This is a genomic window from Pseudoalteromonas sp. T1lg22 (assembly GCF_002964645.1).
GTDB lineage: Bacteria > Pseudomonadota > Gammaproteobacteria > Enterobacterales > Alteromonadaceae > Pseudoalteromonas.
Window position 1 is genome coordinate 125,015 of the sequence record NZ_PQBY01000023.1, and the last position, 26,151, is coordinate 151,165.

General features: G+C 49.4%; 22 protein-coding genes and 1 pseudogene. 7 read left to right on the plus strand and 16 right to left on the minus strand.

The annotated features are described in order from the left end of the window. Position 1 precedes the first annotated feature (1 nt). Positions 2–1,780 carry a thiol reductant ABC exporter subunit CydD gene (gene cydD, locus C2M24_RS13555; RefSeq protein WP_105215533.1) on the plus strand — a complete coding sequence of 593 codons (1,779 nt, stop codon included), beginning with the start codon at positions 2–4 and terminating at the stop codon, positions 1,778–1,780. Next, entirely contained in the window at positions 1,773–3,491 is a 1,719-nt protein-coding gene (gene cydC, locus C2M24_RS13560; RefSeq protein WP_105215535.1) for a thiol reductant ABC exporter subunit CydC, read from the plus strand. The genes cydD and cydC overlap by 8 nt, the downstream gene beginning before the upstream one ends. A gap of 112 nt (positions 3,492–3,603) precedes the next feature. On the opposite strand, the gene lpxA is transcribed toward cydC, so the two are convergent. The 13 genes and pseudogenes from lpxA to rpsB form a co-directional block, all read right to left on the minus strand. Next, complete coding sequence (lpxA, locus tag C2M24_RS13565) at positions 3,604–4,374, minus strand: acyl-ACP--UDP-N-acetylglucosamine O-acyltransferase (RefSeq protein ID WP_105215537.1); 771 nt, start codon at positions 4,372–4,374, stop codon at positions 3,604–3,606. Positions 4,375–4,376: 2 nt separating this feature from the next. Beyond that, on the minus strand, positions 4,377–4,829 hold the full coding sequence (gene fabZ, locus C2M24_RS13570) for a 3-hydroxyacyl-ACP dehydratase FabZ (protein WP_105200527.1): 453 nt from the start codon (positions 4,827–4,829) through the stop codon (positions 4,377–4,379). Positions 4,830–4,850: 21 nt separating this feature from the next. Next, positions 4,851–5,876: a UDP-3-O-(3-hydroxymyristoyl)glucosamine N-acyltransferase gene (gene lpxD / locus C2M24_RS13575; RefSeq protein ID WP_105215539.1), complete on the minus strand. Its 1,026-nt coding sequence runs from the start codon at positions 5,874–5,876 to the stop codon at positions 4,851–4,853. Beyond that, positions 5,876–6,393, minus strand: a pseudogene (locus C2M24_RS13580) (OmpH family outer membrane protein). Before C2M24_RS13580 ends, lpxD begins: the two are co-directional and overlap by 1 nt. A 10-nt stretch (positions 6,394–6,403) precedes the next feature. Beyond that, positions 6,404–8,875, minus strand: coding sequence for an outer membrane protein assembly factor BamA (gene bamA / locus C2M24_RS13585; protein WP_105215791.1), 2,472 nt, complete (start codon positions 8,873–8,875; stop codon positions 6,404–6,406). A 202-nt stretch (positions 8,876–9,077) separates the two neighbouring features. Continuing rightward, entirely contained in the window at positions 9,078–10,430 is a 1,353-nt protein-coding gene (gene rseP / locus C2M24_RS13590) for a sigma E protease regulator RseP (RefSeq protein ID WP_105215541.1), read from the minus strand. Further along, the gene (gene ispC / locus C2M24_RS13595; protein WP_105215543.1) at positions 10,430–11,629 is read right to left on the minus strand and encodes a 1-deoxy-D-xylulose-5-phosphate reductoisomerase; all 1,200 of its coding nucleotides are present in this window, start codon (positions 11,627–11,629) and stop codon (positions 10,430–10,432) included. Before ispC ends, rseP begins: the two co-directional genes overlap by 1 nt. Then, positions 11,626–12,492 (minus strand): phosphatidate cytidylyltransferase, encoded by an 867-nt coding sequence (locus tag C2M24_RS13600; protein WP_105200531.1) that lies wholly within the window; start codon positions 12,490–12,492, stop codon positions 11,626–11,628. The genes ispC and C2M24_RS13600 overlap by 4 nt, the downstream gene beginning before the upstream one ends. Before the next feature lie 16 nt (positions 12,493–12,508). Then, entirely contained in the window at positions 12,509–13,276 is a 768-nt protein-coding gene (uppS, locus tag C2M24_RS13605) for a polyprenyl diphosphate synthase (protein ID WP_442792518.1), read from the minus strand. A gap of 100 nt (positions 13,277–13,376) precedes the next feature. Beyond that, complete coding sequence (gene frr / locus C2M24_RS13610) at positions 13,377–13,934, minus strand: ribosome recycling factor (RefSeq protein WP_105200533.1); 558 nt, start codon at positions 13,932–13,934, stop codon at positions 13,377–13,379. Between the two features lie 13 nt (positions 13,935–13,947). Continuing rightward, entirely contained in the window at positions 13,948–14,694 is a 747-nt protein-coding gene (gene pyrH / locus C2M24_RS13615) for a UMP kinase (protein ID WP_105200845.1), read from the minus strand. Positions 14,695–14,904: 210 nt separating this feature from the next. Beyond that, positions 14,905–15,756, minus strand: a complete 852-nt coding sequence (gene tsf, locus C2M24_RS13620) for a translation elongation factor Ts (protein WP_105215545.1) — start codon at positions 15,754–15,756, stop codon at positions 14,905–14,907. Between the two features lie 111 nt (positions 15,757–15,867). Continuing rightward, a complete protein-coding gene (rpsB, locus tag C2M24_RS13625) occupies positions 15,868–16,596 on the minus strand; it encodes a 30S ribosomal protein S2 (protein WP_105215547.1) in 729 nt (242 codons plus the stop codon). A 279-nt stretch (positions 16,597–16,875) separates the two neighbouring features. On the opposite strand from rpsB, the gene map reads away from it, so the two are divergent. The 4 genes from map to C2M24_RS13645 all read left to right on the plus strand — a co-directional run bounded on the left by map (position 16,876) and on the right by C2M24_RS13645 (position 22,371). After that, on the plus strand, positions 16,876–17,676 hold the full coding sequence (gene map / locus C2M24_RS13630) for a type I methionyl aminopeptidase (RefSeq protein WP_267894164.1): 801 nt from the start codon (positions 16,876–16,878) through the stop codon (positions 17,674–17,676). A 17-nt stretch (positions 17,677–17,693) separates the two neighbouring features. After that, a complete protein-coding gene (gene glnD / locus C2M24_RS13635; RefSeq protein ID WP_105190808.1) occupies positions 17,694–20,324 on the plus strand; it encodes a [protein-PII] uridylyltransferase in 2,631 nt (876 codons plus the stop codon). Positions 20,325–20,346: 22 nt separating this feature from the next. Continuing rightward, positions 20,347–21,171, plus strand: a complete 825-nt coding sequence (dapD, locus tag C2M24_RS13640) for a 2,3,4,5-tetrahydropyridine-2,6-dicarboxylate N-succinyltransferase (protein WP_105215559.1) — start codon at positions 20,347–20,349, stop codon at positions 21,169–21,171. A 150-nt stretch (positions 21,172–21,321) separates the two neighbouring features. Next, a complete protein-coding gene (locus tag C2M24_RS13645; RefSeq protein ID WP_105215562.1) occupies positions 21,322–22,371 on the plus strand; it encodes a S66 peptidase family protein in 1,050 nt (349 codons plus the stop codon). 236 nt (positions 22,372–22,607) lie between these two features. On the opposite strand, the gene C2M24_RS13650 is transcribed toward C2M24_RS13645, so the two are convergent. From C2M24_RS13650 to C2M24_RS13660, 3 genes are all read right to left on the minus strand, one after another. Continuing rightward, a complete protein-coding gene (locus C2M24_RS13650; RefSeq protein ID WP_105215564.1) occupies positions 22,608–23,348 on the minus strand; it encodes an HvfC family RiPP maturation protein in 741 nt (246 codons plus the stop codon). Positions 23,349–23,350: 2 nt separating this feature from the next. Beyond that, a complete protein-coding gene (locus C2M24_RS13655) occupies positions 23,351–24,196 on the minus strand; it encodes an HvfB family MNIO-type RiPP peptide maturase (protein WP_105200540.1) in 846 nt (281 codons plus the stop codon). Positions 24,197–24,274: 78 nt separating this feature from the next. Continuing rightward, positions 24,275–24,748, minus strand: coding sequence for an HvfA family oxazolone/thioamide-modified RiPP metallophore (locus tag C2M24_RS13660; RefSeq protein WP_105215566.1), 474 nt, complete (start codon positions 24,746–24,748; stop codon positions 24,275–24,277). A gap of 186 nt (positions 24,749–24,934) precedes the next feature. Between C2M24_RS13660 and C2M24_RS13665 the strand changes: the two genes are divergently transcribed. Then, on the plus strand, positions 24,935–25,894 hold the full coding sequence (locus C2M24_RS13665; RefSeq protein ID WP_105215568.1) for a tRNA-dihydrouridine synthase: 960 nt from the start codon (positions 24,935–24,937) through the stop codon (positions 25,892–25,894). Positions 25,895–26,151: the final 257 nt, after the last annotated feature.

The window sequence follows — 26,151 nt, forward strand, 5'->3', positions numbered from 1 at the left end:
CATGAACCCCCAACCAAATCGCGCGCAGCAACTCCAGCTGCGCGCCTTTTTAAAGGAATTTACCCGCCCCCATAACCGCCCTTTGCTGCTAAGCATATTTTTGGGCTTTAGCAGTGGCGTGTTGATGATCATCAGTTGCTATGTGCTGGCGCAGTTGTGCCATAAGGTGATGTTTGCCGGGCAAGACTTAGCCGAGCAGACACAAGCCCTGTACTTGCTGGCGGGATTGGGTCTACTGCGGGCGCTCTTGATAGGAGCCAGTCGCGCCATGGCTGAGCGCAGTGCACTCAATATCAAGCTGGCGATGCGTGAAGCCCTGTGGAAAGCCTTGGTCAAACAGCAAGAAAACGGCTCAGCGAACCGCCCGGCATCGGAGTGGGTACTCACCCTCAACCAGGGTGTTGAAGCTCTGCACGATTACTTCGCCAAATACCTGCCGGCGGTAGCCTATGCTGGGCTTATTCCCTTTGCCATTATCGCCGTGGTATTTCCCATCGACTGGAAGTCCGGGCTTATTTTTCTTATTACCGCGCCGCTTATTCCATTTTTTATGATCCTCATTGGCTATAAGGCGCAAGCGCTGAATGAGCGAAATTGGCAACGCCTACAGTATATGGGGCAGTTCTTTTTTGACCGCCTAAACGGCCTGACTCAATTAAAACTATTTAACAGCGCCCAGAGCCAGGTTAAACGCGTTGAGCAGATGGCGGATCAGTTTCGTATATCGACTCTGTCGGTATTACGTATCGCCTTTATTTCCACCCTGGCGCTGGAATTTTTAGCCACCATCAGCATCGCCCTGGTGGCCGTGATCATCGGCTTTCGTTTGTATTTCGGCACCCTGGATTTTGCCACGGGTTTTGTGGTGCTCTTGTTGGCACCTGAGTTTTATCTGCCACTGCGTCAATTGGGGCAGCATTACCATGCCAAGCTCAAGGGTCTGGCCAGCGCCGACTCCATGCTGGCGCTTTTGACCACACAAGAGCTGCAGCAAGCTCCCCTGCCAAAAAATACGCGGAATAAGGCAAAGCTAGAATCTATCACCAAGTTAGAAGTGCAGGATTTATCTCTGCGCCTCGATGAGGGCGCCAATGCGGTGCTAAAAAATATCAGCTTTAGCACCGAAGCTAACGGCATACTCGCCCTGGTAGGCCAAAGCGGCGCCGGCAAATCCACCCTGATGGACTGCTTGATGGGCTTATATCCGCAAGCAAACTCGGCCATACGCATCAATGGCATACCGTTAACGGATATCGATATTGCCAGCTATCAACAGCGCATTGCCTGGGTCGCACAAACACCGATCTTATTCAGTGGCAGCCTGGCCGAGAATATCGCCCTTGGCAGCGAGTCTATCAACCTTGAGGCTATACGCGCGCTTTGCAAAGAGCTGGGTTTGGACGCCTTTATCATGGCTCTGCCCCATCAGTACGATACAAAAATCGGCGAATTGGGCCAGGGTCTATCCGGCGGTCAGATACAGCGTTTAGCCCTGGCCAGAGCCTTATTGCGCCGACCGGATATGATCTTTTTAGACGAGCCCACGGCTGCGCTCGATAAGCTTAGCGAACAAAAGGTGCAGGCCTGTCTTGAGCGCATCAGCCAACATACTCAGGTGGTGATCATTGCCCATAGACTCAATACCTTGAGCCAAGCCAATCAGGTCCTGGTACTTAAACAGGGTGAGCTGATAGAACAAGGCAGCTATAGCGAGCTTGCCGCCAATACTCATTCTCAGCTTAGCTGCATGCTTAAGGCGCCGGAGGTGGTTTATGGCTAATTGGCGCTTTCTTATTTCCCTCATTCGCCCCCACCTTGGCTGGGCGCTGTTAGGTCTATTTTTGGCTTTTCTTGCCCTGGCCGCCAATATTACCCTGCTGGCCGTTTCCGCCTGGTTTTTGGCGGCCATGGCCGCCGCAGGTTTACAAGGGGTGACCATGAACTACTTCACCCCGGCGGGCATTATTCGCTTCCTGGCCATTGTCCGTACCGCCAGCGGCTACGCCCAGCGCCTAGTCAATCACAACACCACCTTTTTAATACTTAAAACCCTGCGGGTGAGCATTTTCGCTGCCCTCACCCAGGCTTCCTTGCAGAGCTTTACCAGTGTCGGGCAACGCCTGTCACAGTTGCAGGAAGACGTTGAGCAACTCGATGAATTCTATATCGGCGTTCTGGTACCCCTGTTATTGGCTATCATGGCCTTACCCTTAATTGCCTGGGTACTCGGCAGCTACAGCCCTGTGCTGATGCTGGTGACCCTTGCGGCCTTGCTCATTACCGGAGTCATCTTGCCCGCCTGGCTTAGTCGTAATCTAAAAGGAGTCGGCAAACGCACACAGGATGCGCAAAGCAAGTTAAGTGAACGCCTGGTAGAGGGCGCGCGCGGCTTAAAAGAGCTGCATTTAGCAGGCGCCGCACAACAGTATTGGCAAGATCTGGATAAGGCGCAGCAAGCGCTGGCCAAAGAGCAACAAAAGGCACATCGCTGGTTTGCCACCCATCAGGGGCTGTCACAGCTTATCAGCCAGCTGACGATAGTTATGGCACTTGTGGCCTTGATCCCACTGGTCAATAGCGGTCAGTTGGCACAGGTTGAGCTGGCCATGCTGGTGCTCTTAGTATTAGGTGCCTTTGAGTCCGTGTTAATGCTGCCCGATGCCATGCTAAAACTGGAGCTCACCTTGGCCAGCGCCGGGCGCATTCGCGCCCAACTAGACGAAGTGGATAAAACGCCAACACAGGTGCAACAAGGACAGGCGCACGCCGAGCTTACCTTTTCCCTCGACCGAGTTTGCTTTGCCTACCCAAATCAGCCCCCTGTTTTTCAATCCTTGTCCCTGGACATAAAGCGAGGTGAGAAGCTGGCCATAGTAGGCAGAAGCGGCGCCGGCAAGTCCACCTTGCTTGGTCTGCTAACGGCGCAGCTCCAGACACAACAGGGAACGTTTTTGGCGTTTGATACTCAAGTAGAGATGCTCGACCCCGCTTGGCTTAATCAAGAGTTGGGCGTGCTTAATCAATTCAGCCACACCTTTAGCGCCACCCTTAAAGAAAACCTGCTTCTTGCCAAGGAGGATGCCACTGATTATGAAATCTGGTCGGCGCTCGAACAGGCGCAACTAGCGGCCACGGTAAAGCAAATGACTAAGCGCCTGGACACCCAAGTAGGGGCCACCGGACGCCAGCTATCCGCTGGCGAAGCCAGACGTTTGCACCTGGCGCAACTATTTTTGCGCGACCCACAAGTGCTGATATTGGATGAACCCACCCGCGGCCTGGACGGTGATAATCAAAGCAAGGTCTTTGATGCGGTCTTAACCCTGACACAAAACAAAACCCTGGTCATAAGCACTCATGAAACTTCACTGCTGAGTCATATGGATAAGGTGCTGTGGATGGACGAAGGCCAGATAAAAGCTGTGGCTAGCCACAAGGAGCTATATCAGCAGTATGAGGAGTATCGTGCCATCAGCCAGTTGCTTAACTAGCGAAACAGCCGCAATCACATTTACACAGGCATAAAAAAAGCGCTAACCGGGTATACCAACCGAGTTAGCGCTTTTTCATATATTTCTGCTCTGCTAGTTTGCAGCTCTTATACTAACGAATAATGCCGCGCGTAGAGCTGTTAACCAAGTCGATCATAGGCTGAATGGCTGGGAAGTTAGCCACTTCCTCTTGCAGCTGTGCCAGTGCTTCATCGGCCTTCAATCCCTTACGGAACAAGGTCTTATAAGCACGGCGCAGGGCCATGATTTCGTCAGATTCAAAACCGCGACGCTTCAAGCCTTCGGTATTGATAGCAACCGGGCGCGCAGGCATGCCGATTGTAGTCACATACGGTGGCACATCCTGGTTTACACCCGAGTACATGCCGATAAAGGCATGAGCACCCACTTTACAGAACTGATGCACGCCTGAGTTACCCGCTAAGATCACCCAGTCACCTATGTGCACGTGGCCCGCGACACTGGCGTTATTGGCAAAAATAACGTTGTCGCCAATCACTGCGTCATGCGCAACATGGGTATAGGCCATAAACAGGTTATTGCTGCCGATCTTGGTGATACCCTGATCCTGAATGGTGCCACGGTGAATGGTGGCGCATTCGCGAATAATATTGTTATCACCTATGATAAGCTGCGTTGGTTCATCCTTGTATTTTTTATCCTGGCACGCCTCGCCTACCGATGCGAATTGAAAGATGTGGTTGTTTTTGCCGATTTTAGACGGCCCTTTTACTACCACATGAGATTCAATAATAGTACCTGCACCGATTTCAACGTCATTGCCTATATAGCTATAAGCGCCAACTTGAACATCATCAGCAAGTTTTGCACCGGGTTCGATAATTGCGGTCGGATGGATCACGATTAAAACTCTCTTCTTGCACACATTAGTTCGGCGCTGCACACGACTTTATCGTCAACGCGTGCTTCGCCGTAGAATTTCCACATATTGCGGCGCTCTTTTAAGAACTTCACATGCAAGTGCATGGTATCGCCAGGTAGTACCGGCTGCTTAAAGCGCGCATTGTCGATGGCTGCAAACAAGTATAGCTCGTTCTCACCACGATTTTCTGTGGTTTTAAAACCCAATAGACCTGTCGCCTGGGCCATGGCTTCAAGGATCATCACGCCTGGGAAAATTGGCTGCTCAGGAAAGTGACCGGTAAAGATCGGCTCATTGATGGTCACATTTTTGATTGCATGCAGGCTTTCACCCGGGGTGTAATCTAACACCTTGTCCACCAACAGCATCGGATAACGGTGCGGTAGTAAACTCATTATCTCTTGAATATCTAAGCTATTTAACTGATTAGCCAACTTCTTTTCCTTAAAACAAAGTTATTCTTGTGACTTAAGCTCGGCCTCAATGGCCTTTATACGCTTATTCATGTCACCAATATTGCGCAGGTGCGCTATGGTACGACGCCACTCTTTATTCTTGCTGTGCGGCAAGCCCGAGGAGTAAATACCCGGCTCGTTGATGCCACTGGTAACCATATTCATACCGGTTAGCACCACCTTATCGCAGATCTCTACATGACCTGTGATGGCACTGAGACCACCTATCTGGCAATAACGACCTATTTTGGTACTCCCCGCCACCACGGTACAGCCGGCAATAGCGGTGCCTTCGCAAATTTCCACATTGTGGGCAATTTGACACTGGTTATCGATAATCACGTTATCGTGGATAATAGTGTCGTCGATAGCGCCCCGATCTATGGTGGTACTGGCGCCAATCTCAACGCGGTCGCCGATTATAACAGATCCGACCTGAGGGATCTTCACCCATTGGCCACGCTCATTGGCATAACCAAAGCCATCGGCACCAATCACAGTATTGGCTTGCACTAAGCAGTGTTCGCCCAACTGCACCTGATGGTAAACAGTGACGTTATTCCATAGCTTGGTATGGGCACCGATTTGCGCATCTTTGCCGATAAAACAATGGGAACCAATTTGCGCATGCTCGCCAATCACTGCACCGGCTTCAATCACCACTAATGGGCCGATATTGGCGCTGGCGCTGACCTTGGCATCCGGGCTAATTACTGCACTGGGATGAATACCCTGAGCCGCAGCCGGCGTGCTGTCGAGCAACTGCGCCAACTTAGCATAGGCCACATAAGGGTCCTGGCAAATCAGTTTATTGCCGGCGAAGTGCTCGGCATCGGCGGCACTGAGGATCACAGCACCGGCTTTCGTATCGGCCAACTGGCTACGATACTTTTTATTCGCTAAAAAACTAATATGCGCCGCAGTTGCTTTTCCAAGCGTCTGTATGCCAACGACTTCAAGGGTGCCGTCTCCAATAAGCTCGGCACCTAAGTGTTGGGCGATGTCAGCTAAGCTTTTTGCCATCATTACTTCTTACTTACGCGCTCAACCACTTTTTCTGACAGGTCAGTCACTTCTTTAGGATTGAAGTAGATAGTACCGTCTTTAACCTTCACTTCGTCGAAATCACCGTCTTTGGCAATTTCTTCAATGGCGGTGATGATGGTTTTCTGAGCTTGGCCAACTCTTGGTTTTGACGTTGCTTGATTTCTTGCTCTAGCGGACGACCTTTTTCGTTAAACTGCTTTTGCATGCTGTTGATCTTGTCACCAAGCGCTTTTTTCTGGTCTTCGCTCATGGTTGGCGCTTCACGCTGAAACTTTTCCATTTCAAAACGGATATCGCCCTGCAGCTTTTCAAGTTCTTGACGACGCTCAGAGAATTCACTTTTCAATGTATTGTCGATAGCCGCAGTTTGTGGCACCTGAGAGTAGATGGTTTGCATATCAACAATACCAACCTTATGCGCCAAAGCCTGTACCGAAGTACCCATGGTTAGTGCCGCTAATACTACTAGTGCTGTGTTTTTAAATAGTTTGTTCACAGAAAACTCCTTAGAAAGTGTTACTAATGTTAAAGCTAACAGTTTTGGTATCATCATCTTCTTCTTCTTGCAACGGATAAGCAAAACTAATTAGCATTGGCCCCATAGGCGAGATCCACTGGATTGAAAGACCAGTTGAGACCCTGAAGCGACCTGGATCGGAATAATCATCCAAGCGCGCACGCTCATCGGGCTGAAGGTTTTGATAACGGTCAACGTTAAACTCTGTATCCCATACGTTAGCCGCATCGACAAAGAAACTGGTTCGAACGGAACTGCTGTTCTCGTCGTCTAAAAACGGTGTTGGTACTATCATTTCAATACCTGCCACCGCCTTGGCATTACCACCGATACGACCGGCAAGTTGCAGAGTATCAAACTCCTCGGCACCACCGATATTGCCGGTAGGCGTACCATCAGGCAAGGTTGTGCCTGGGATATTTTGCGGTGAACGAATTACCGCACGTGGCAAGATGGTATTACGGTCAAAGCCGCGTAATTCCTGCTCGGTAATGCGGAAGAACTCCTGCACAGGAAGAACCTGCTCATAGCCATTGGTTTCGCCATAACCATTACCATATCCCAGCGCCGCACGGGCTGAGAATACCCAGCGATGGTCATCGCTCACCGGCCAGTAATAACGCGAGTTATAGTTGATCTTAAAATAAGTCAGATCTGAGTTCGGTGTGGTTGCCGACAGGTTTAACGACTGGCGAGAACCGGCCGTTGGGAACATACCACGGTTAACTGTCACACGAGACCAACCGGCGCTTAGCTCATACTTGGTGAACTCAAAACCAGCATCCGGATTTTCCGGGTCCAGGAAGGTTTCACGCAGTACGCGCGTTTGCTCGTATTCGGCCAAATCAGACAGTTCTTCTTCTATCCAACGCACACCAAAGTTCAAACGATTAACCGCGTTAATAGGGAAACCAATATTGGTACCCAGACCATAGCTCTTCGATTTATAGTCGATCAGGCTAAATTCGCCGGCATCATAGTTACGATAGAAGATGCTCGAACCCTGAGAGACGCCATCCGGCGTAAAATAAGGGTCGGTATAAGACAGGCTGACGCTTTCTGAACCACGTGAGGTATTGATATTAAAGGCCACTTGGTTACCAGAGCCAAGGAAGTTGGACTCACTCACACCTATGTTAAACTGCAGGCCGTAGTAGGAACCGTAAGCCAAGCCAGCGGTAAAGCTACCGGCAGATTGCTCTTTCACGGTAAAGCCAACATCAACCTCGTCATCTGCACCGGGTACAGGTTTAACATCGAACTCCACGCTTTCCATATAGGGCAAACGTTGAATTTGTAATTTTGAGCGCTCAAGGTTTTGGTTTGACAGCCAAGCACCTTCAAGCTGAGTCATCTCACGACGAACAACCTCATCGGCGGTACTTTGGTTACCTGAGATATCGATACGACGTACATAAACACGTTTGCCCGGGTCAACGGACAACACCAGTTGTACTTCTTTGGTTTCGTCGTCGATTTCCGGAATAGTACGTACCACGGCATTGGCATAACCAAAGCGGGCCAAATAACTCTTAATAAATTCTTCCGACGAAGTCACCACAGAGCCATTGTAAAGCTCACCAGCCTTAAGTGGGAGCACGCTGCGGATCAGCTCTTCTCGGCCAAGCAGGTCACCAATAAAGTCAAAGCCCTTAACCATGTACTGCTCGCCTTCGGTGAGGTTAGCGGTCACATACACGGACTCACGCTCAGGACTTACCGAAACTTGTGTTGAGTCGATATTAAAGCGCAGATAACCACGGTCGAGGTAGTAGCTGCGAATTTTCTCTAAATCGCCCTCAATAGTCTGCTTCTGGTAACGGTCCGATGACATAAAGCGCCACCAAGGTAAGTCCTGTTTTGACTCCACCAGGCCCAGCAGCTCTTCATCCGGGAACAACTCGTTACCAACGATATTAATTTGGCGAATTGAGGCAGCTTCACCTTCATCAAACTTGAGTTTAAGGCGCACTCGGTTGCGCGGCAGACGAATGACCTCAACGTCAATCTTGGCGTTGTATTTACCGATACTGTGGAAGAACTCGATCAAACCCTTTTCCACATTATCCAAAACCGTTCTATCTAAAGGCTCACCGGTACGGATATCTTGCTGATCTAGGCTCTCGGTCAGCTGCTCGTCTTTAATATCCTTGTTGCCATCAAACTCAATAGCACTGATGGTAGGACGTTCGGTCACCTTAAAGATGATTTGATCGCCATCGCGGTACACTTCGATATCATCGAAATGGCCAGATTTATACAGGGATTTAATGGTTTTCGATACCGTATAGGTATCAATTTGGTCACCCACGTTAATGGGGATATGGGTCAGCGCGGCGCCTAAAGCTACTCGCTGCAGACCTTCAACTTTTAAATCTTCTACGATAAAGGATTCTTGGCCCAGGGCGGCGAAACTGGCCCCTAATAAACTCGTTACTGCCAAATGTTTTTTTATAGCCATTTTATTATCTTTGTCCTTTACTACAGTGTCTTCACCCAAACGCACTATTAGAGTTCGTTTTGCGCACGGCTGTTTTGGTTTGGGCCATCGGCTGCGTTTAATACAGCCATCTTATCATTGCTGTTTGGCTTACACAGCAGTTTCTTTATGCATCCGGCTCAGTTTTTACCCATAAAACAACCAAGCCGGCAGTAACCTCAAGTTACAAGCGCGCAATATCGTTTAACAAAGCAAACGCAGTAAGCGCCAATAATAAGGTTGCACCAATGCGAAAACCAATTTCTTGTGTCTTTTCAGAGACTGGCTTTTTACGAATAAGTTCAATTATGTAATACATTAGATGACCACCGTCGAGCACCGGCAGAGGCAATAAATTAAATACCCCTAGGCTCACACTGATCAGCGCTAAGAAACTTAAAAACGCGACGAAACCGTAGCTTACGCTAGTTCCTGCCCCAACCGCAATGCCTACGGGGCCACTGATATTTTTAATCGATACCTGACCTGTGATCAGGTTGGCAATCATTTCAAAGCTCAGGCTGACCATTTGCCAGGTTTTAGTCACCCCAAGACCAATGGCCGTAATCGGATTGTAACTGCGGGTCACAATTGCATCTTCAGGCCAAGGTTCTACCACAGGCACCACGCCAAGATAACCGCGACTCAAACCATCTTCCATAGGCTTATTCGCTGGGGTCACTGTCACATCCATGCCGCTTTTGTCGCGAATGATATGAAACTTCAGCGGCTGCTCCGCAGAGCGCTCGATTTGTTTTACCAAGGCCGGCCAGGACTTAATCAGCTTGTCCTCAACACTGACCAAGAGATCCCCTTCTTGTAAACCGGCTCTTTGCGCCGGAGAATCCGGAGCCACCATGGCCAAGGTTAAGGTTGCATCGGGACGAAACGGCACTATACCAATAGATGCCAGCGGCGACTGGTCGCGCTGTTGCAGGCTCCAGCCCTCAAGATCCAGCACCTTAATGCTTTGCATACCCGATGGCGCTTGTATTTTCACATTAACGCTTTCATCACCCAGGTGCTGCATTAATGCCAGAGTTACTTCCTGCCAATCCTGAGTTTGCTGGCTACCCACCTCAATAAGCTGGTCGCCTTCTTTTAAACCCGCAACCTGAGCACGGCTTTGTGAGCCGACATCGCCAATAATAGGCTTCACTGATTGCACGCCTATGACATACATCAGACTCAGGGCGAAAATAGCGAATAAGAAATTGGCCAAAGGCCCGGCACTGACGATGGCAATGCGGGCATAAACGGATTTGGCATTAAATGACAGGTGACGCTCATGCTCGGCGACCTTATCGACGCGCTCGTCGAGCATTTTTACATAGCCACCAAGAGGGATCATGGCCACCACATATTCGGTGCCTAATTTATCGTACCAACGCAGCAGTGGCTTACCAAAGCCGATGGAAAAGCGCAGCACCTTAACGCCGGCCTTGCGAGCCACCCAGAAGTGGCCGTATTCGTGCACTGTGACTAGGATACCCAAGGCAAGGATAAAGGAGCCCAGGTGCCACAAAAATTCAAACATTAGTTTGCCCTACTCTTAATTTGCTGCTGTGCCACGCGTCTTGCGTCGCCATCGCACTGCAAAATTCCCTGTAAACATTCATCATATTGGGTCGACATGGCCGCCAGGGTATCGGCATTGACCGCATAAATATCGGTAAAGCGAATATGCCCGGCTAAAAATGCCGCCACAGCTTCTTCGTTTGCGGCGTTAATTATGGTGGTCGCACTTTGCCCCGCTTTACAAGCCTCTATGGCAAGGCGCAGGTTCGGGTAGCGATTAAAATCCGGGGCATGGAAGCTGAAGTCTTTCATGGTGCTAAAGTCCAGGGGCGCCACACCGGCATTAATACGCTGCGGGTAAGCCAAGGCGTGGGCTATGGGCGTGCGCATATCCGGTTGCCCCATTTGCGCGAGCACAGAACCATCGCTGTACTGCACCATGGAATGGATCATACTCTGCGGGTGGATCACCACTTCGATATCGTCGGCGCTGGCATTAAAGAGCCACTTGGCTTCGATAAATTCCAAACCCTTGTTCATCATGGTCGCAGAATCGACTGAGATTTTCTGGCCCATGGACCAATTTGGGTGTGCGACCGCTTCGGCAACGGAAATATCGGCAAAGGTGTCCAGGGCGCGTTCACGAAACGGGCCACCCGAGCCGGTTAATAAAATTTTAGTCACCCCATGGGCCGTCAAGGTGGCGTCATGGTGGCCTTGAATGGCCTCGGGCATACATTGAAAGATGGCGTTATGTTCGCTGTCGATAGGCAATAAGGTGGCGCCGTGGTGGCGTACCTTATCCATAAATAATTGCCCCGACATGACCAGAGATTCTTTATTTGCCAACATCACTACCTTGGCCGCTTCAATGGCGTATAAGGTTGGAATAAGCCCGGCGGCGCCTACTATGGCGGACATCACCATATCAACGTCGCTGTGTTGACAGAGCATGGTCATATCCTGCTCATAGTCCACGACCTGGGTGGCACTTCCAAGCGCATTTAGGCGCTCGGCCAGCTGCTTGTTTGCATCAGCGCAGGAAAGGGTCGCAAATTGCGGCTTATGCACAACACAGTCGCTCACCATTTGCTCAAGGTTACGTCCAGCGACCAGGGCAAAGACCGAATAGTGCTCTTGATTGCGGGCAATCACATCCAGGGTACTTTGGCCGATAGAGCCGGTAGAGCCTAAAATGGTGACGCTTTTGCTGCTCATAGAGTCATGGTCCAGGCGTAAAACACCACAAAAATAGGTGCCGCTGCGGTCAGGCTGTCGATTCTGTCAAGAATACCGCCATGGCCGGGTAAGCACTTACCACTGTCCTTCATGCCTGCCTGACGCTTAAACATGCTTTCCAGCAGATCGCCCACCGCAGAAAAGGCAGCAACAATCACTGCCATCAGTGCATAAGGCGCCCACATACCAGGCTCGATATCTTTAAAATAACAAAATACCAAGACGAAGATGGCAGCGCTTAGCAGGCCGCCGACAAAGCCTTCGATGGTTTTATTTGGGCTCACCTTGGGCATCAATTTGTGTTTGCCAAAGTTTTTACCACAGAAATAGGCGCCGATGTCGGCACACCAGACAATACCTAATACCGCCAGGATCAAGTAGGAACCAAACTGGCTCGACTCGTCATAGTTGGCGCTGCGCAGCACACATAACGCCAGCCACAAAGGTGCCAGGGTTAATATTCCGGAAATGCCACGCATTAAATAACCCTGCGACCAGGCATCACTGAATTTAGGGTAACGTACCACCAAAATGGTGGCGACAATCCACCAAGCCAGCGCCAGGGTGAAAACATAATTGATATCCGGCAGCATTTGCCCTTGCTGCCACAGTGCGGTGATCGGCCAATGCCATTGCATCAGAGCCACCAGCACACCGACCAAGGCCACATAGATAAGCCTTTTGCCGCGATTACAAATTCCCATTAACGCCGACCATTCGTAGGCGCCTAATAATACGATGCCGCCGGCACAGTAACTAAACCAATCCAGAGGGGCTAAAAACACTAATGCAAGGGCCAGTGGCGCCAGCACCAATGACGTGATAATTCGTTGTTTAAGCAAGTCTTATACCTTCAACTTAGGGCTGAGCGTGTGAGAGTAATTGTTTTATTTGTTCGCCGGTACATCCGAACCGACGTTCTCTCGATACATAGCAGGCAATGGCCTCTGCAAACACCGACTCATTAAAGTCGGGCCATAGCGTAGGCGTAAAATAAAGCTCAGCATATGCCGCCTGCCAAAGCAGGAAGTTACTGATGCGCAGGTCACCGCCGGTACGTATCAATAAATCCAGTTCACTTTGTTCATTAAGACTAATATGCTTTGCCAGCGAGTGCTCGTCAACGTCATCCGCTGTTATTTCACCTGCCGATACCTTAAGCGCCAACTGTTTAGCGGCTTGGGCGATATCCCAACGACCACCATAGTTTGCGGCAATATTTAGCCGTAAACCGCTGTTATTGGCGGTTAACGCTTCAGCTGCAGCTATCTTCTCTTGTAGCTTTGTGGAAAAGCGACCTAGGTCGCCGATAATGGATAATTTAACGTTATTTTTATGCAGTTTTTTCACCTCGCGGCCAAGAACCATTAAAAACAGTTCCATCAGCGTGGTGACCTCTTCTTCCGGACGTCGCCAGTTCTCACTGCTAAAGGCAAATAAGGTGAGCGACTCTATGCCCAATTTGGAGCAAAATTTCACTGCTTCTCTAACCGCATCAACCCCTTTTTTATGGCCGTACACCCGCGGGTGACCCTGAGCTTGCGCCCAACGACCATTGCCATCCATGATAATTGCCACATGTTTGGGCAATAATTGCTGCGAAATTTGTTCTGCGTCTAAAGCCATGTAACTCAAATTATCCACAAAAAAACGCCGCCTAGTATACCCTAGACGGCGTTACAAACCTAATGGCAATTTATGAGCAAATTGCTCATATTTAGCACATTTAGAATTCCATCAATTCTTCTTCTTTGGCGCTCAGCTGTGCGTCCATTTCCTTGATGTACTTGTCTGTTAGCTTTTGGATAGCATCTTCGCCTTGGCGTGCTTCGTCTTCAGAGATATCTTTATCTTTTAATAGTGTTTTGATATCACCGTTAGCATCACGACGGATGTTACGCACCGCTACACGACCGCTTTCAACTTCACCACGTACGATCTTGATAAGGTCTTTACGACGTTCTTCCGTTAGTGGAGGAAGAGGAACGCGGATTACCGTGCCCGCTGACGATGGGTTTAGACCCAGATCAGAAGTCATAATGGCCTTTTCAACCGCTTGCGCTAAAGAGCGGTCGAATACGCTGATCGCCAGCGTACGCGCGTCTTCGATAGTTACGTTAGCAACTTGGTTTAGCGGCGTATCAGCACCGTAATAAGAAACGGTGATACCGTCTAGCAATGCCGGGTGAGCACGGCCGGTACGGATTTTAGATAGTTGGCTGCCAAGTGCGGCTACACTTTTTTGCATGCGCTCTTGCGCACTTTTTTGAATGTCGTTTATCACGCTAGTATCCTACTTATTTTGTCTCACTAGAGGCTTCAGAAGAAATCAAGGTTCCCTCTTCTTCACCCATGATCACGCGCTTAAGCGCACCAGGTTTATTCATATTAAAGACACTGATTGGCATATTGTGGTCGCGCGCCAGGGTAAAGGCGGCCAAGTCCATCACTTTCAGTTCTTTTTCAATTACTTCATTATAGGCAAGATGACGATAAAGAGTGGCTTCTGGGTTTTTCACCGGATCATCACTGAACACACCGTCTACCTTAGTGGCTTTAATTACGGTGTCGGCTTCGATTTCGATACCGCGTAAACAGGCCGCGGAATCTGTGGTAAAGAATGGGTTACCTGTACCGGCAGAGAAGATCACTACACGGCCCGACTTCAACAAGCTGATCGCCTCAGCCCAGTTGTAAGCATCACATACGCCATTTAGAGGAATGGCAGACATTAAGCGCGCATTTACAAAGGCGCGGTGCAAGGCATCACGCATTGCCAGGCCATTCATAACCGTAGCCAGCATACCCATGTGGTCGCCAACAACACGGTTCATACCCGCTTCCGCCAACGAACCGCCACGCAGGAAGTTACCGCCACCGATAACCAAACCCACTTCTACGTCGAGCTCTACCAACTCTTTAATTTCTTGTGCCATGCGGTCAAGCACTTTAGGGTCGATGCCGAAGCCCTCTTCGCCCATTAAGGCTTCACCACTTAGTTTGAGTAGAACACGTCTAAAAATAGGTTTGCGATTAGTATTCATATTTTCCTGGCCAATAACGAATTGAGATAAAAAATAACCGCGCCTATGTGGGTACATAAGAGCGCGGTTATTCTAATTAATTTTGCTGGGCGACGCAAAAGCAAATCATGGCTTTTGCTCACTTATGGCCGCCGTTTCCTCTACTAAATGTAAAGAGACACGGCACTGATAAAAGGTTCGCCACAGCATGCTTATACAAGCTTAAAGAAATTACTCGCCTTTAGCAGCAGCGATTTGCGCAGCTACTTCAGCAGCGAAGTCTTCTTCTTTCTTCTCGATACCTTCACCTACTTCTAGGCGAACGAAAGCAGATACTGATGCGCCACGCTCTTTAAGCATTTCGCCAACAGTTTGCTTAGGTTCCATGATGAAAGCTTGACCAGTTAGAGAGATCTCGCCAGTGAACTTCTTCATGCGGCCAACAACCATCTTCTCAGCGATTTCGGCTGGCTTGCCTTCGTTCATTGCGATTTCTACTTGAACTGCTTTTTCTTTTTCAACTACGTCTGCAGGTACGTCTTCTGGGTTTACGAACTCAGGCTTAGACGCAGCAACGTGCATGGCAACGTGCTTAAGAGTTTCTTCGTCAGCTTCACCAACAACAACAACACCGATACGGTCGCCGTGACGGTAAGAAGCTAGCTTAGCACCATCGATGTACTCAACGCGACGTACGTTGATGTTTTCACCGATTTTAGCAACTAGAGCAACACGCGTTTCTTCGAACTGAGCTTGAAGAGTGGCGATGTCTGCTTTTGATTCAACAGCAGCGTCAAGTACCTGGTTAGCGAAGCCAAGGAAGTTTGCATCTTTAGCAACGAAGTCAGTTTGACAGTTAACTTCAAGAAGCGCAGCGAAGCCGTTGCCTTCTTTGATAAGGATTGTACCTTCGGCAGCGATGTTACCCGCTTTTTTAGCAGCTTTAGCAGCACCGCTCTTACGCATGTTCTCGATCGCTAGATCGATGTCACCGTTAGTTTCAGTTAGTGCTTTTTTACAATCCATCATGCCAGCGCCAGTGCGCTCGCGTAATTCTTTAACTAGGGCAGCAGTTACAGCCATGGGAGTTTCCTCAAATCAATGTTTAGAGCAAGTGACGATACGTCACTTTGAATTAAGAATATCAAGTCTTCACCACTTTAGGATGAAGACTTGATGACAAGCGAGTCGCGATTACTCAGCGGCTACGAAATCGTCTTTTTCAGCTTGAACGGCGATGTTGCTTTCACGGCCTTCAATAACAGCAGTAGCAACTGCGTTAGTGTAAAGCTGGATTGCACGGATCGCGTCGTCGTTACCAGGAACGATGTAGTCAACGCCATCTGGGTTAGAGTTAGTATCAACGATAGATACTACTGGAATGCCCAGGTTGTTCGCTTCTTTGATAGCAATGTGCTCGTGATCAGCATCGATAACGAATAGTGCGTCAGGAAGACCGCCCATATCCTTGATACCGCCAAGGCTCTTTTCAAGCTTAGCCATTTCACGAGTAAGCATTAGCGCTTCTTTCTTAGTTAGCTTCTCAAACGTACCGTCTTGGCTTTGAGTTTCAAGATCTTTAAGACGCTTGATTGACTGGCGAACAGTTTTCCAGTTAGTAAGCATACCACCTAACCAACGGTGGTTTACGTAGAACTGGTCACATTTAACTGCCGCTTCTTTTACTGCTTCGCTTGCAGCGCGCTTAGTACCAACGAAAAGTACTTTACCTTTGTTAGATGCAGCATTCTGTAAGAAGTTAAGTGCATCGTTGAACATAGGTACAGTTTGCTCAAGGTTGATGATATGAACCTTGTTACGCGCACCGAAGATGAACGGCTTCATCTTAGGGTTCCAGTAACGAGCTTGGTGACCGAAGTGTACACCCGCCTTAAGCATGTCGCGCATTGAAACGTTTGCCATTGTATTTTCCTCTATATAATTTAGGGTTAAGCCTCCACATATCCCATAGCACCAACACCGTGGAATTATTCCTAAGTGCACCCAAGTGTATGTGTCGATATGTGTGTGTGTTAATATTAAATGGTTATGTCTTCGTTACAGACAAGCCACTCGCAGTAAGATGATTTTTACCGGCGGTGATTTTATTTGTAAAAAGACGGCGCGCTTTATACCATATTAGCGACCAAGACTCAAATTTTTGTGCACTATTTGTGCGCAGCAAACATCTTAAAAAACCGAATTGGAGCATCAATGACTGCAGTGATCAAAACCCCGGAAGAAATCGAAAAAATGCGCGTTGCAGGCCGTTTGGCCGCCGAGGTGCTGGAAATGATCGGCCCTTATGTAAAACCTGGGGTGACCACTGATGAACTCAACACCATTTGTCACGACTACATAGTTAATGAGCAGGATGCGATCCCGGCGCCGCTGAACTACCACGGCTTCCCTAAGTCCATTTGTACCTCGGTTAACCATGTTATTTGTCACGGTATTCCAAACGACAAACCGTTAAAAGAAGGTGATATCATCAATATCGATGTCACCGTGATCAAAGACGGTTACCACGGCGACACCTCAAAGATGTTCCATGTTGGTCAACCGACAATTCAAGGCAAGCGTCTGTGTGAAGTGACTCAAGAAAGCCTTTACCTGGCCATTAAAATGGTCAAACCGGGCGTGCGTTTGGGGGATATCGGCGCCGCTATCCAAAAGTTTGCCGAAGGCTTTAGTTATTCGATTGTACGCGAGTACTGTGGCCACGGCATCGGCAAGGAATTCCACGAAGAGCCACAAGTCATGCACTATGGCCGCCCGGGTACAGGCGAAACATTAAAGGCGGGCATGTGCTTAACGATTGAGCCCATGGTGAACGCCGGTAAGCGTCAGTGTAAATTGCTGAAAGACGAATGGACAGTGATCACCAAAGACCGTAGCCTGTCGGCGCAGTGGGAACACACCCTGCTAGTGACCGACAACGGTGTTGAAGTCTTGACGCTGCGTAGCGACGAAGACCTGCCGCGAGTGATTGAGCATAGTTAATTAGCAAGGATAACTAAGTGGCCCTACCGAATAAACTAAAAGACCTGCTAGAGCAGGCGAGCAAATTGGATGAATACAAGGCCTGTAGCCAATACTTTTACAAATGGCTGGGCAACCAATTTGATAAACAACCGGTAGGCTCGCTTATCCGCGCCCGCGCCGAATACATAGACCGCCTGCTGATCAAGCTGTTTCACAGCTGCAATCTGGCGCATGAAACCGAGCTGGCCTTGGTCGCCGTAGGCGGTTATGGACGCGGCGAGTTACACCCCTATTCCGATATCGACTTTTTACTGTTAGTCAGCAGCGAGCCGGCCCCAGAGCTGTGTGAAAAAATTGGCCAATTCGTCACCCTGTTATGGGATCTCAATCTCGAAATTGGTCACAGCGTGCGTACCCGCGAGCAGGTCATAGAGCAAAAGCGCGAGGACGTCAGCTTCGCCACCAGTTTGCTGGAAAGCCGCTTAATCTTTGGTAACCACATCGAGTTTGAAAAACTCAAAGAGCATATTTTGCAAACGCCGGTGTGGGGCTCCGACGACTTTTTTATCGCCAAACGCCAAGAGCAAGACCTGCGTCACCGCAAGTGTCATGGCACGGCCTACAACCTGGAACCCAATATCAAGGAAAACCCAGGCGGTCTGCGAGACCTGCAAACCATTATCTGGGTAGCGAAAAAACACTTCCAGGCCGAAGCCCTTGAGGAACTGATCAACCACGGTTACCTCACCCACGAAGAATATCAGGAGCTGTTGGAGTGTTTGGAGAACCTCTGGAATATTCGCTTTGCCCTGCATTTAGCTGCCGGGCGTAACGAAAACCGCCTGCTGTTCGACCATCAGCCCCATGCCGCAGCAATTTTAGGTTTTGGTAGTGATGGTAAGGCTTCGGTCGAGCGCATGATGAAGCGCTTGTTTCGCATTATGAGCCGAGTACGCGAACTCAACCAAATGCTGCTGGCCTATTTTGAGCAAAGTATTTTGCCGGACCAGCGCCAACTGCCGGTCGTCGAAATCGATCGCAACTTTGAGCGCATCGGTCATCAAATTCGGGTAAAGAACCCCTCGGTGTTTTTCCGTCGAGACCAATTGCTGGCCTTGTTCGAGCATATCGCCGATCACCCGGAGATCACCCATATCTATCCCAGCACCATACGCACCATGCGCCAGGTGCGCCGTCGTTTGCTGGGCGATTTGCAAGACTACGCCGGTTGTCGCGACGCCTTTATGCGCTTGGTGAAGCACCCTAACGGCATGGGCCGCGCCTTTACCCTGATGCATAAGCACGGCATTTTGGCGGCCTACTTGCCGCAGTGGCGCAATATTTTCGGGCAGATGCAGTTTGATCTATTCCACGCCTATACCGTGGATGAGCACACTCATAGATTAATCAACAACATCTACCAGTATGGTGATAAAACCCGGGTCAGCGACTTCCCCATCTGCAGTGAAATCGTTACCCGCATGGACAAGCCCGAGCTCTTATATTTAGCGGCCATTTTCCATGATATCGCCAAGGGCCGCGGTGGCGACCACTCAGAGCTTGGTGCCGTGGACGCCCTCGCCTTTGCGCGCTTGCATCAGTTGCCCACTTCCGATGGCAAGCTGATCGCCTGGCTGGTCGAAAACCACCTGTTGATGTCGGTCACGGCGCAGCGTAAAGACATTAATGATCCGGACGTGATTAACGAATTTGCCGGCAAGGTTAAAAATGAGCGCCAGCTCGACTACCTCTATTGTTTAACCGTGGCGGATATTCGCGCCACCAACGACAACCTGTGGAACGACTGGAAAAACACCCTGCTGCGCGAGCTCTATCTGCATACCCAGCGAGCTCTGCGTTTGGGACTGGAAAACCCAATGGATATGCGCGACCAAATTCGCGATAAAAAACATCAGGCTAAGCAAAGGTTAATCAATCTTGGTTATGATGAGGGACAGATCGACCTGCTGTGGAGTCGCTTTAAAGCGAATTATTTTACCGCCTTTAGCGAACAACAAATTTCCTGGCATTGTGAGCACTTGCTAAGCGCCGAGGACTTGTCTCAACCAAGCGTTACCGTGTCGCCAGAGCCCATGCACGGCGGTACTCAGGTCTTTGCTTATAGCCCCTATAGCGCCAGTCTCTTTGCGCGTCTGGTCAGTGTCATCGGCTCTAAAAAAGCGCAAATCCAACATGCCCAGGTGATGACCACAAAAGACGGTTATGTGATTTTTAGTTTTGTGATTTTAGAGGTCAATGGCGAACCATTAACCAAAGGCCGAGGCAACGGCATTAAACGCGCTCTGGAGCTGTTTATGCTCGATCCCAAGAAGAAGATCCGCATTAAAAAGAATCGCTCACAACGCTTTAAAGACTTTAATATTAAGCCCAAGGTGATATTACGCCCGCATGCCCATGCGGATCGCAGCTTAATTGAAATTCAGGCGGTGGATATTCCCGGCTTATTGACCAAAATAGCCCAGGTATTCCAACGTCACCAACTGCATATTCATGCCGCGCGCATCACCACGGTGGGCGAGCGCGCAGAAGACTTTTTCGTCGTGTCTAACAACGACTACAAGGCCTTGACGGATGAAGAACAGGTTAAAATTCATCAAGCGCTGAGGAAGAAACTAAACGCCGATAACGAAGCCACAACGGCTTAGTTAACGAAACAAAGAGGATAACATGGCAGATTTAAAAACCATCATTGAGCAGGCGTGGGACAACCGCGATGCCATTAGCCCAAATACCGTATCAAGTGAAGTCAAAAACGCCATTATCGCCGTGCTTGAACGCCTGGATAAGGGTGAAGCCCGCGTTGCCGAGAAGATCTCCGGCGAATGGGTGGTGCATCAGTGGCTGAAAAAAGCAGTATTGCTATCGTTTCGTATTCGCGACAACCAGGTGCTTGCCGACGGTGCCAATCAGTATTACGACAAGGTACCGCTTAAGTTTGCCGATTACACGCCAGAGCAGTTCCAGCAAGAAGGCATGCGCGTAGTGCCTAATGCTGTCGCCCGTAAAGGCAGCTATATCGGCAAGAACGTAGTATTAATGCCTTCTTACACTAATATCGGCGCCTATGTCGATGACGGCACCATGGTTGATACCTGGGCTACCGTAGGTTCATGTGCGCAAATCGGTAAAAACGTGCACCTGTCTGGCGGCGTGGGTATCGGCGGCGTGCTTGAGCCACTGCAGGCCAACCCAACCATTATCGAAGACAACTGCTTTATCGGCGCACGCTCGGAAATCGTTGAAGGCGTCATCGTCGAAGAAGGTGCGGTAATTTCCATGGGCGTGTATATCTCGCAAAGCACCCGCATCTTTGATAGAGAAACAGGTCAAATCCACTATGGTCGCGTGCCTGCCGGTGCCGTTGTGGTTCCTGGCTCTATCCCAAGTAAAGATGGCAGCCACAGCCTGTATGCCGCTATTATCGTGAAGAAGGTCGACCAACAGACTCGCGAAAAAGTTGGCGTTAACGCCCTACTACGTGGAGTAGAATAAGCTCTTCAAAAGCCTCCACAACCCGTGGAGGCTTTACCACTTCTATTAATTTATTCCATCCAACCTATAAAATTTGAAATATATACTTCACTGCGGTAATCATAGAGTCTGCAGCTCTTGGCTACAGTACGCATCCTGTGAGGTAGATAAATGAACAAACGTACCTTTTTAAAAACCTGCTCCCTCCTTGGAGCTGGCTTGCTGGCCAGTACCGGGGCACAGGCTATTGGTATACCTAAATTGGGCGCTCAGGCCGTTATCAAACCCAAGGCGTTAAAAAAAGGCGGCACAATCGCCATTGTCAGCCCTTCTGCGGCGACCATAGAGCTCAAAGAGCTGATTCTGGCGCGTCAGCTGGTAGAGGCCCTGGGATATAAGGTTAAGCTGGCCGAGCATGTACTTGCTCGCCGTGGCCATTTGGCGGGAACCGATGCCCAGCGTGCGGCGGATATCAATGCCCAGTTCGCCGACCCCGAAGTCGATGCGCTCTTTTGTCTGCGCGGTGGCTCAGGTGCGGCCCGTATTCTCCCCTTACTCGACTACCCAAGTATCGCTGCCAACCCCAAACCCTTATTGGGTTACTCAGATATTACCGCGTTGCATAACGCCCTGCTCTCCCAAACGGGCCTGATAAGTTTTCACGGCCCCAATGCAAGCAGCGATTGGAATCCATTTAATGTGCAGCAGTTCCAACGTCTGTTTGAACAGCGCCAGCGCATGCACTATATGAATTTACCCTGCGGTGAGGACGAGCTGGTGAACAGCCGCTATCTAACGCAAACCATTAATCCGGGGCGCAGCAGTGGCCGCTTAATTGGCGGCAATTTAACCGTGCTCACGGCCTTGGCAGGCTCTCCCTATTTACCTAGCTTCGATGGCGCCATTTTATTTTTGGAAGACACCGAGGAAGCCCCCTATCGTATCGACAGAATGATGAGCACCTTAAAGCTGATGGGCGCGTTGGATAAGCTCAGTGGCTTTGTGTTTGGCGATTGCAACCTGTGTAAACCTAATTCTGGTTACGGGTCGCTGAGCCTGGATGAGATTTTCGCAGATTATATTAAGCCGCTGGACATACCGGCCTATCGCGGGGCCATGATAGGTCATGTGAAGCAACAGTTTATCTTACCCGTGGGCGCTCGGGTTACACTCGATGCCGATGCCGGCTCCATCACCCTGGCCGAGTCGGTGTTTAGCTAGGGGCTTTTCAGGCACAAAAAAGCCCCTAACGGGGCCTTGTGCAAATATTTTCTTAGGCTGAAATGGCGGTTACCCAACCTAGAATTGCATTAAGACAACCAATGCCTACGAATACCGCAAGAAATGCAGCGAAATATTTGAAGTTGAAAGGGTCTTTAAAATCACCTTTATGCGCCATAGTAATTACCTCTTAAACACGACAAAAAACGGCGCATATAGTAATCTAATATCGGCTATCAATCCAGCGTTAGCACTATGCTTCTTTGTGCTAAGTCTGCCAGAATCTGCTGCGCCCCAGCTTGCAGTTGGGCTTCGCTGAAGCTCGGTGCCTGCTGTTTGAGCAGGGAACACAAAGCGCTAAGGCAAATACCGGGATGCTTATCGAGAGTATCGAGTAACAGCGCGGTCATGGCATTGAGGGCCAAAAATTGCACCTCATCATCCCTATCACGATAAACACAAATATAGCTTGGCACCTGACCTGGGGCAGTCGGTTGGTTATCAACCGAAATGGTTTGCACCGGATAGTGATAACAGACCACCTGCGCACATTCACTTAAATATAAGGGCTCATCCTTTACGGCGGCGATGGCACGATATTGGCCCTGCACCTTAGCAGTAGCCACCGCAAGCTCGACCCATTCATAATGAGCCAGCTCAAGTAAAAACGCGGGATCGCTGGCCTGAGGCGTATATTCTTGCGCCAAAAAATCCACAAACTCTTTTGAGATATCAAGAAAGTATGGGGATTGCGCCTGATGTTGAGCAAAAAAGGCGCGCACCAGCTGCTGCCATTGCTGCGGTTTATAAAGGCTATGCAAGACAGGGAAGCCACTTTCTAAAAAGCCGTTGACGTTATTAAAAAACTGCTCACGGTAGATTTTCATGCGCCGCTCTTCGATATCATCAGGCTTGGGGTTGGCCTGTGGATCGCGAATATAGTCACTGAATTGCTTTTGCACCTGTTTAAACTGCATCTTTAGGCTCGCTGCTGATTAACTAAAAAAGGCTTTTGCAGCTCGGCTATGGTATCGAGCTCGGTTATTAACTGTGGCAAGGGCGGAATATTAAAGTCACGCTCAAGCAGGGTTGGGTGCACACCATGACATTCATAAGCCTGCTGTAGCAGACGCCACACCGGATCTATGACATCGGCACCATGGGTATCGACAATTAAATCTTCGGCCTCATTATAGTGACCTGCCACATGGATATAGGCGATGCGCTCACTGGGCAAACCTTGCAGAAAGGCTGTGGCGTCATAGCCGTGATTTACCGAGTTCACATAGATGTTATTTACATCCAGCAGGAGCTGACAATCGGCCGCCGCCAACACTTGGTTAGTAAATTCCAATTCCGTCATTTCTTGCCCGGGCGCACCGTAATAAGAAACATTTTCCATTATCAGCGGTCGCTCTAAAATATCCTGCACTTGACGAATGCGCGCCGCAACATAGTCTACCGACTCACAGGTAAAGGGAATGGGCATAAGATCATACATATGGCCACCGGCGGAGCAATAACTTAAATGCTCGCTATACATACGAATATTGTGCTCATCAAAGAAGCGTTTCAGGGCCTTGAGAAAACTAATATCCAGGGGGTCCGGCGAGCCTATCGATAAGGAAAGGCCATGGCAAATAAAGGGGTGACGCTCGGTCAAGGCTTTAAATTGCTTACCCAGCTTGCCGCCAAAGGGCAACCAGTTCTCGGGCGCGACTTCCATAAAACCAATTTGCTCGGGAATATGGGTGAGCATCTCCTCTACCATCTCGCGACGCAGCCCAAGGCCAACCTTACCTATGTCTGTGGCATGGGATTTCATCTCGTACTCCTAGGGGGTTCCTAAAAACACAAGCCGCGTGTGACAGCGGCTTGCATAGGTCTGACTTTACCTCAGTGCTTATGCGCTATGGCCGCCACATTTACCTTCTTTCTCGGCTTTGCCTTCACCGCACTTGCCTTCTTTCTCGCCTTTTTTGGCCTTGCCTTCACCGCATTTACCTTCGCCACACTTACCTTCTTTTTTGGCCTTGCCTTCGCCGCATTTACCTTCGCCGCACTTGCCTTCTTTTTTGGCCTTGCCTTCACCGCATTTGCCTTCGCCGCACTTACCTTCTTTTTTGGCTTTGCCTTCGCCGCATTTACCTTCGCCACACTTGCCTTCTTTTTCGGCTTTCTTGGCTTCACCGCAGCGACCTTCTTTTTCAGTCTTACCTTCACCGCACTTGCCTTCACCGGCATCTAACTGATAACCAGCTACCATTTCTTGCATTTCGAATGGATTTGCCTGGGCATCGGTTGCTGTCATTGCAGCACCACCGGCAACAACTGCGCCTAAGGTCAATGCAATTGAATTTTTCTTTAATGTGTTCATGCTCTTGCTCTCTCTGTGTTAGTAGCTGTCAAAATAAGTAGACCCGACTTAATGGCGGATGCTTTCACTAAGATTAGATTAATTTTGTAATCAGATCACAGACTTAAATATGAACTGATAATGCTATTTTATCAATAGCCTGGTTCAGGTTAGAATACGCGGCCGAAATTTCCTATAAGGTCAAACATGAAACTTATCCTCGCACCCATGGAAGGCGTTGTAGATTTTAAAATGCGCCAGCTGCTGACCGACATTGGTGGCTTTGACCTGTGTGTGACCGAGTTTGTTCGTGTTGTTAACCAGCGCCTACCACGACGCGTGTTTATGCGTTATTGCCCAGAGTTACACAATGGCGGCTATACCCGCGCCGGCACACCAGTGCGCATCCAACTGCTTGGGCAAGACCCATATTATTTAGCTGAAAATGCCGTTAAAGCGGTCGCTTTGGGCTCCCACGGCATAGATTTGAACTTTGGTTGTCCGGCCAAGACGGTTAATAAAAGCAAGGGCGGTGCCGTGCTTTTGAAAGAGCCTGAGCAGGTCTATCAAATCGTTAAGGCAGTGCGTGATGCGGTGGATAATGAGCATATTGTTACCGCCAAGGTTCGACTTGGCTTTGACGATGATTCCCTAAGCAGTGAGATTTTCGATGCCGTAGCCCAGGCCAAGGCCGATGGTATCGCCATACATGCGCGTACCAAACGGGACGGCTATCGCCCACCGGCCTACTGGGACAAGATAGCACCTCTGTTGGCCAGAAATACCAATATGGAAGTGGTGGCCAACGGCGAGATTTGGGATCTTAAAGATGCCCATAACGCCCGCATCCAAAGCCAGTGTCAACACCTGATGCTGGGCCGCGGAGCCTTGGCCATGCCCGACCTGGCGGCCTGGATAAAAGCAGAAGATTTAGGGCAACCCCACCGCCGCTTGAGCTGGCATGATGTTATCTATCATATAGTGCACTCGTCTATGCATGACGATGAGCTGATGTCAAAACGCTACTTCGCCAATCGCACCAAGCAATGGTTAGGATACTTAAAACGCACCTATAGCCAGGCCGATGCCTTGTTCGAAGATATCCGTCGCCTGCATGATAAAGATGAAGTATTGGCGGTGTTAAAACACCATAGTGAGCAAGCGTAATACCAATTCTGTTAAGTATGTGATCAGAGATAGCGCTGGGTAAATGATGTGATAACAAGGCGGAATTTTCCTTATGTAGTTACTCTACATAGAAAAATTCCAACACAGTTAGCATGATATTTAGCCCGCTAGAATGATTAGCTACTTAAGTGAATTGGTATAACTCACTCTTTTTCGCCTTTAGTTGATCACGGTCATATCGACACAGCCATTTACTGGCCACAATAAAAGCTACCTAAGTAAAACAGTGGATTGTG

Coding starts and splice junctions, on each gene's coding strand:
- cydC (WP_105215535.1), top strand. CDS start 1,773: ATGGCTAATTGGCGCTTTCTTATTTCCCTCATTCGCCCCCACCTTGGC.
- rpsB (WP_105215547.1), bottom strand. CDS start 16,596: ATGGCAAACGTTTCAATGCGCGACATGCTTAAGGCGGGTGTACACTTC.
- C2M24_RS13665 (WP_105215568.1), top strand. CDS start 24,935: ATGAAACTTATCCTCGCACCCATGGAAGGCGTTGTAGATTTTAAAATG.
- dapD (WP_105215559.1), top strand. CDS start 20,347: ATGGCAGATTTAAAAACCATCATTGAGCAGGCGTGGGACAACCGCGAT.
- rseP (WP_105215541.1), bottom strand. CDS start 10,430: ATGTTTGAATTTTTGTGGCACCTGGGCTCCTTTATCCTTGCCTTGGGT.
- ispC (WP_105215543.1), bottom strand. CDS start 11,629: ATGAGCAGCAAAAGCGTCACCATTTTAGGCTCTACCGGCTCTATCGGC.
- lpxD (WP_105215539.1), bottom strand. CDS start 5,876: ATGATGGCAAAAAGCTTAGCTGACATCGCCCAACACTTAGGTGCCGAG.
- pyrH (WP_105200845.1), bottom strand. CDS start 14,694: ATGAATACTAATCGCAAACCTATTTTTAGACGTGTTCTACTCAAACTA.
- tsf (WP_105215545.1), bottom strand. CDS start 15,756: ATGGCTGTAACTGCTGCCCTAGTTAAAGAATTACGCGAGCGCACTGGC.
- C2M24_RS13650 (WP_105215564.1), bottom strand. CDS start 23,348: ATGCAGTTTAAACAGGTGCAAAAGCAATTCAGTGACTATATTCGCGAT.
- uppS (WP_442792518.1), bottom strand. CDS start 13,276: ATGGCTTTAGACGCAGAACAAATTTCGCAGCAATTATTGCCCAAACAT.
- cydD (WP_105215533.1), top strand. CDS start 2: ATGAACCCCCAACCAAATCGCGCGCAGCAACTCCAGCTGCGCGCCTTT.
- C2M24_RS13655 (WP_105200540.1), bottom strand. CDS start 24,196: ATGAAATCCCATGCCACAGACATAGGTAAGGTTGGCCTTGGGCTGCGT.
- C2M24_RS13660 (WP_105215566.1), bottom strand. CDS start 24,748: ATGAACACATTAAAGAAAAATTCAATTGCATTGACCTTAGGCGCAGTT.
- C2M24_RS13645 (WP_105215562.1), top strand. CDS start 21,322: ATGAACAAACGTACCTTTTTAAAAACCTGCTCCCTCCTTGGAGCTGGC.
- bamA (WP_105215791.1), bottom strand. CDS start 8,875: ATGGCTATAAAAAAACATTTGGCAGTAACGAGTTTATTAGGGGCCAGT.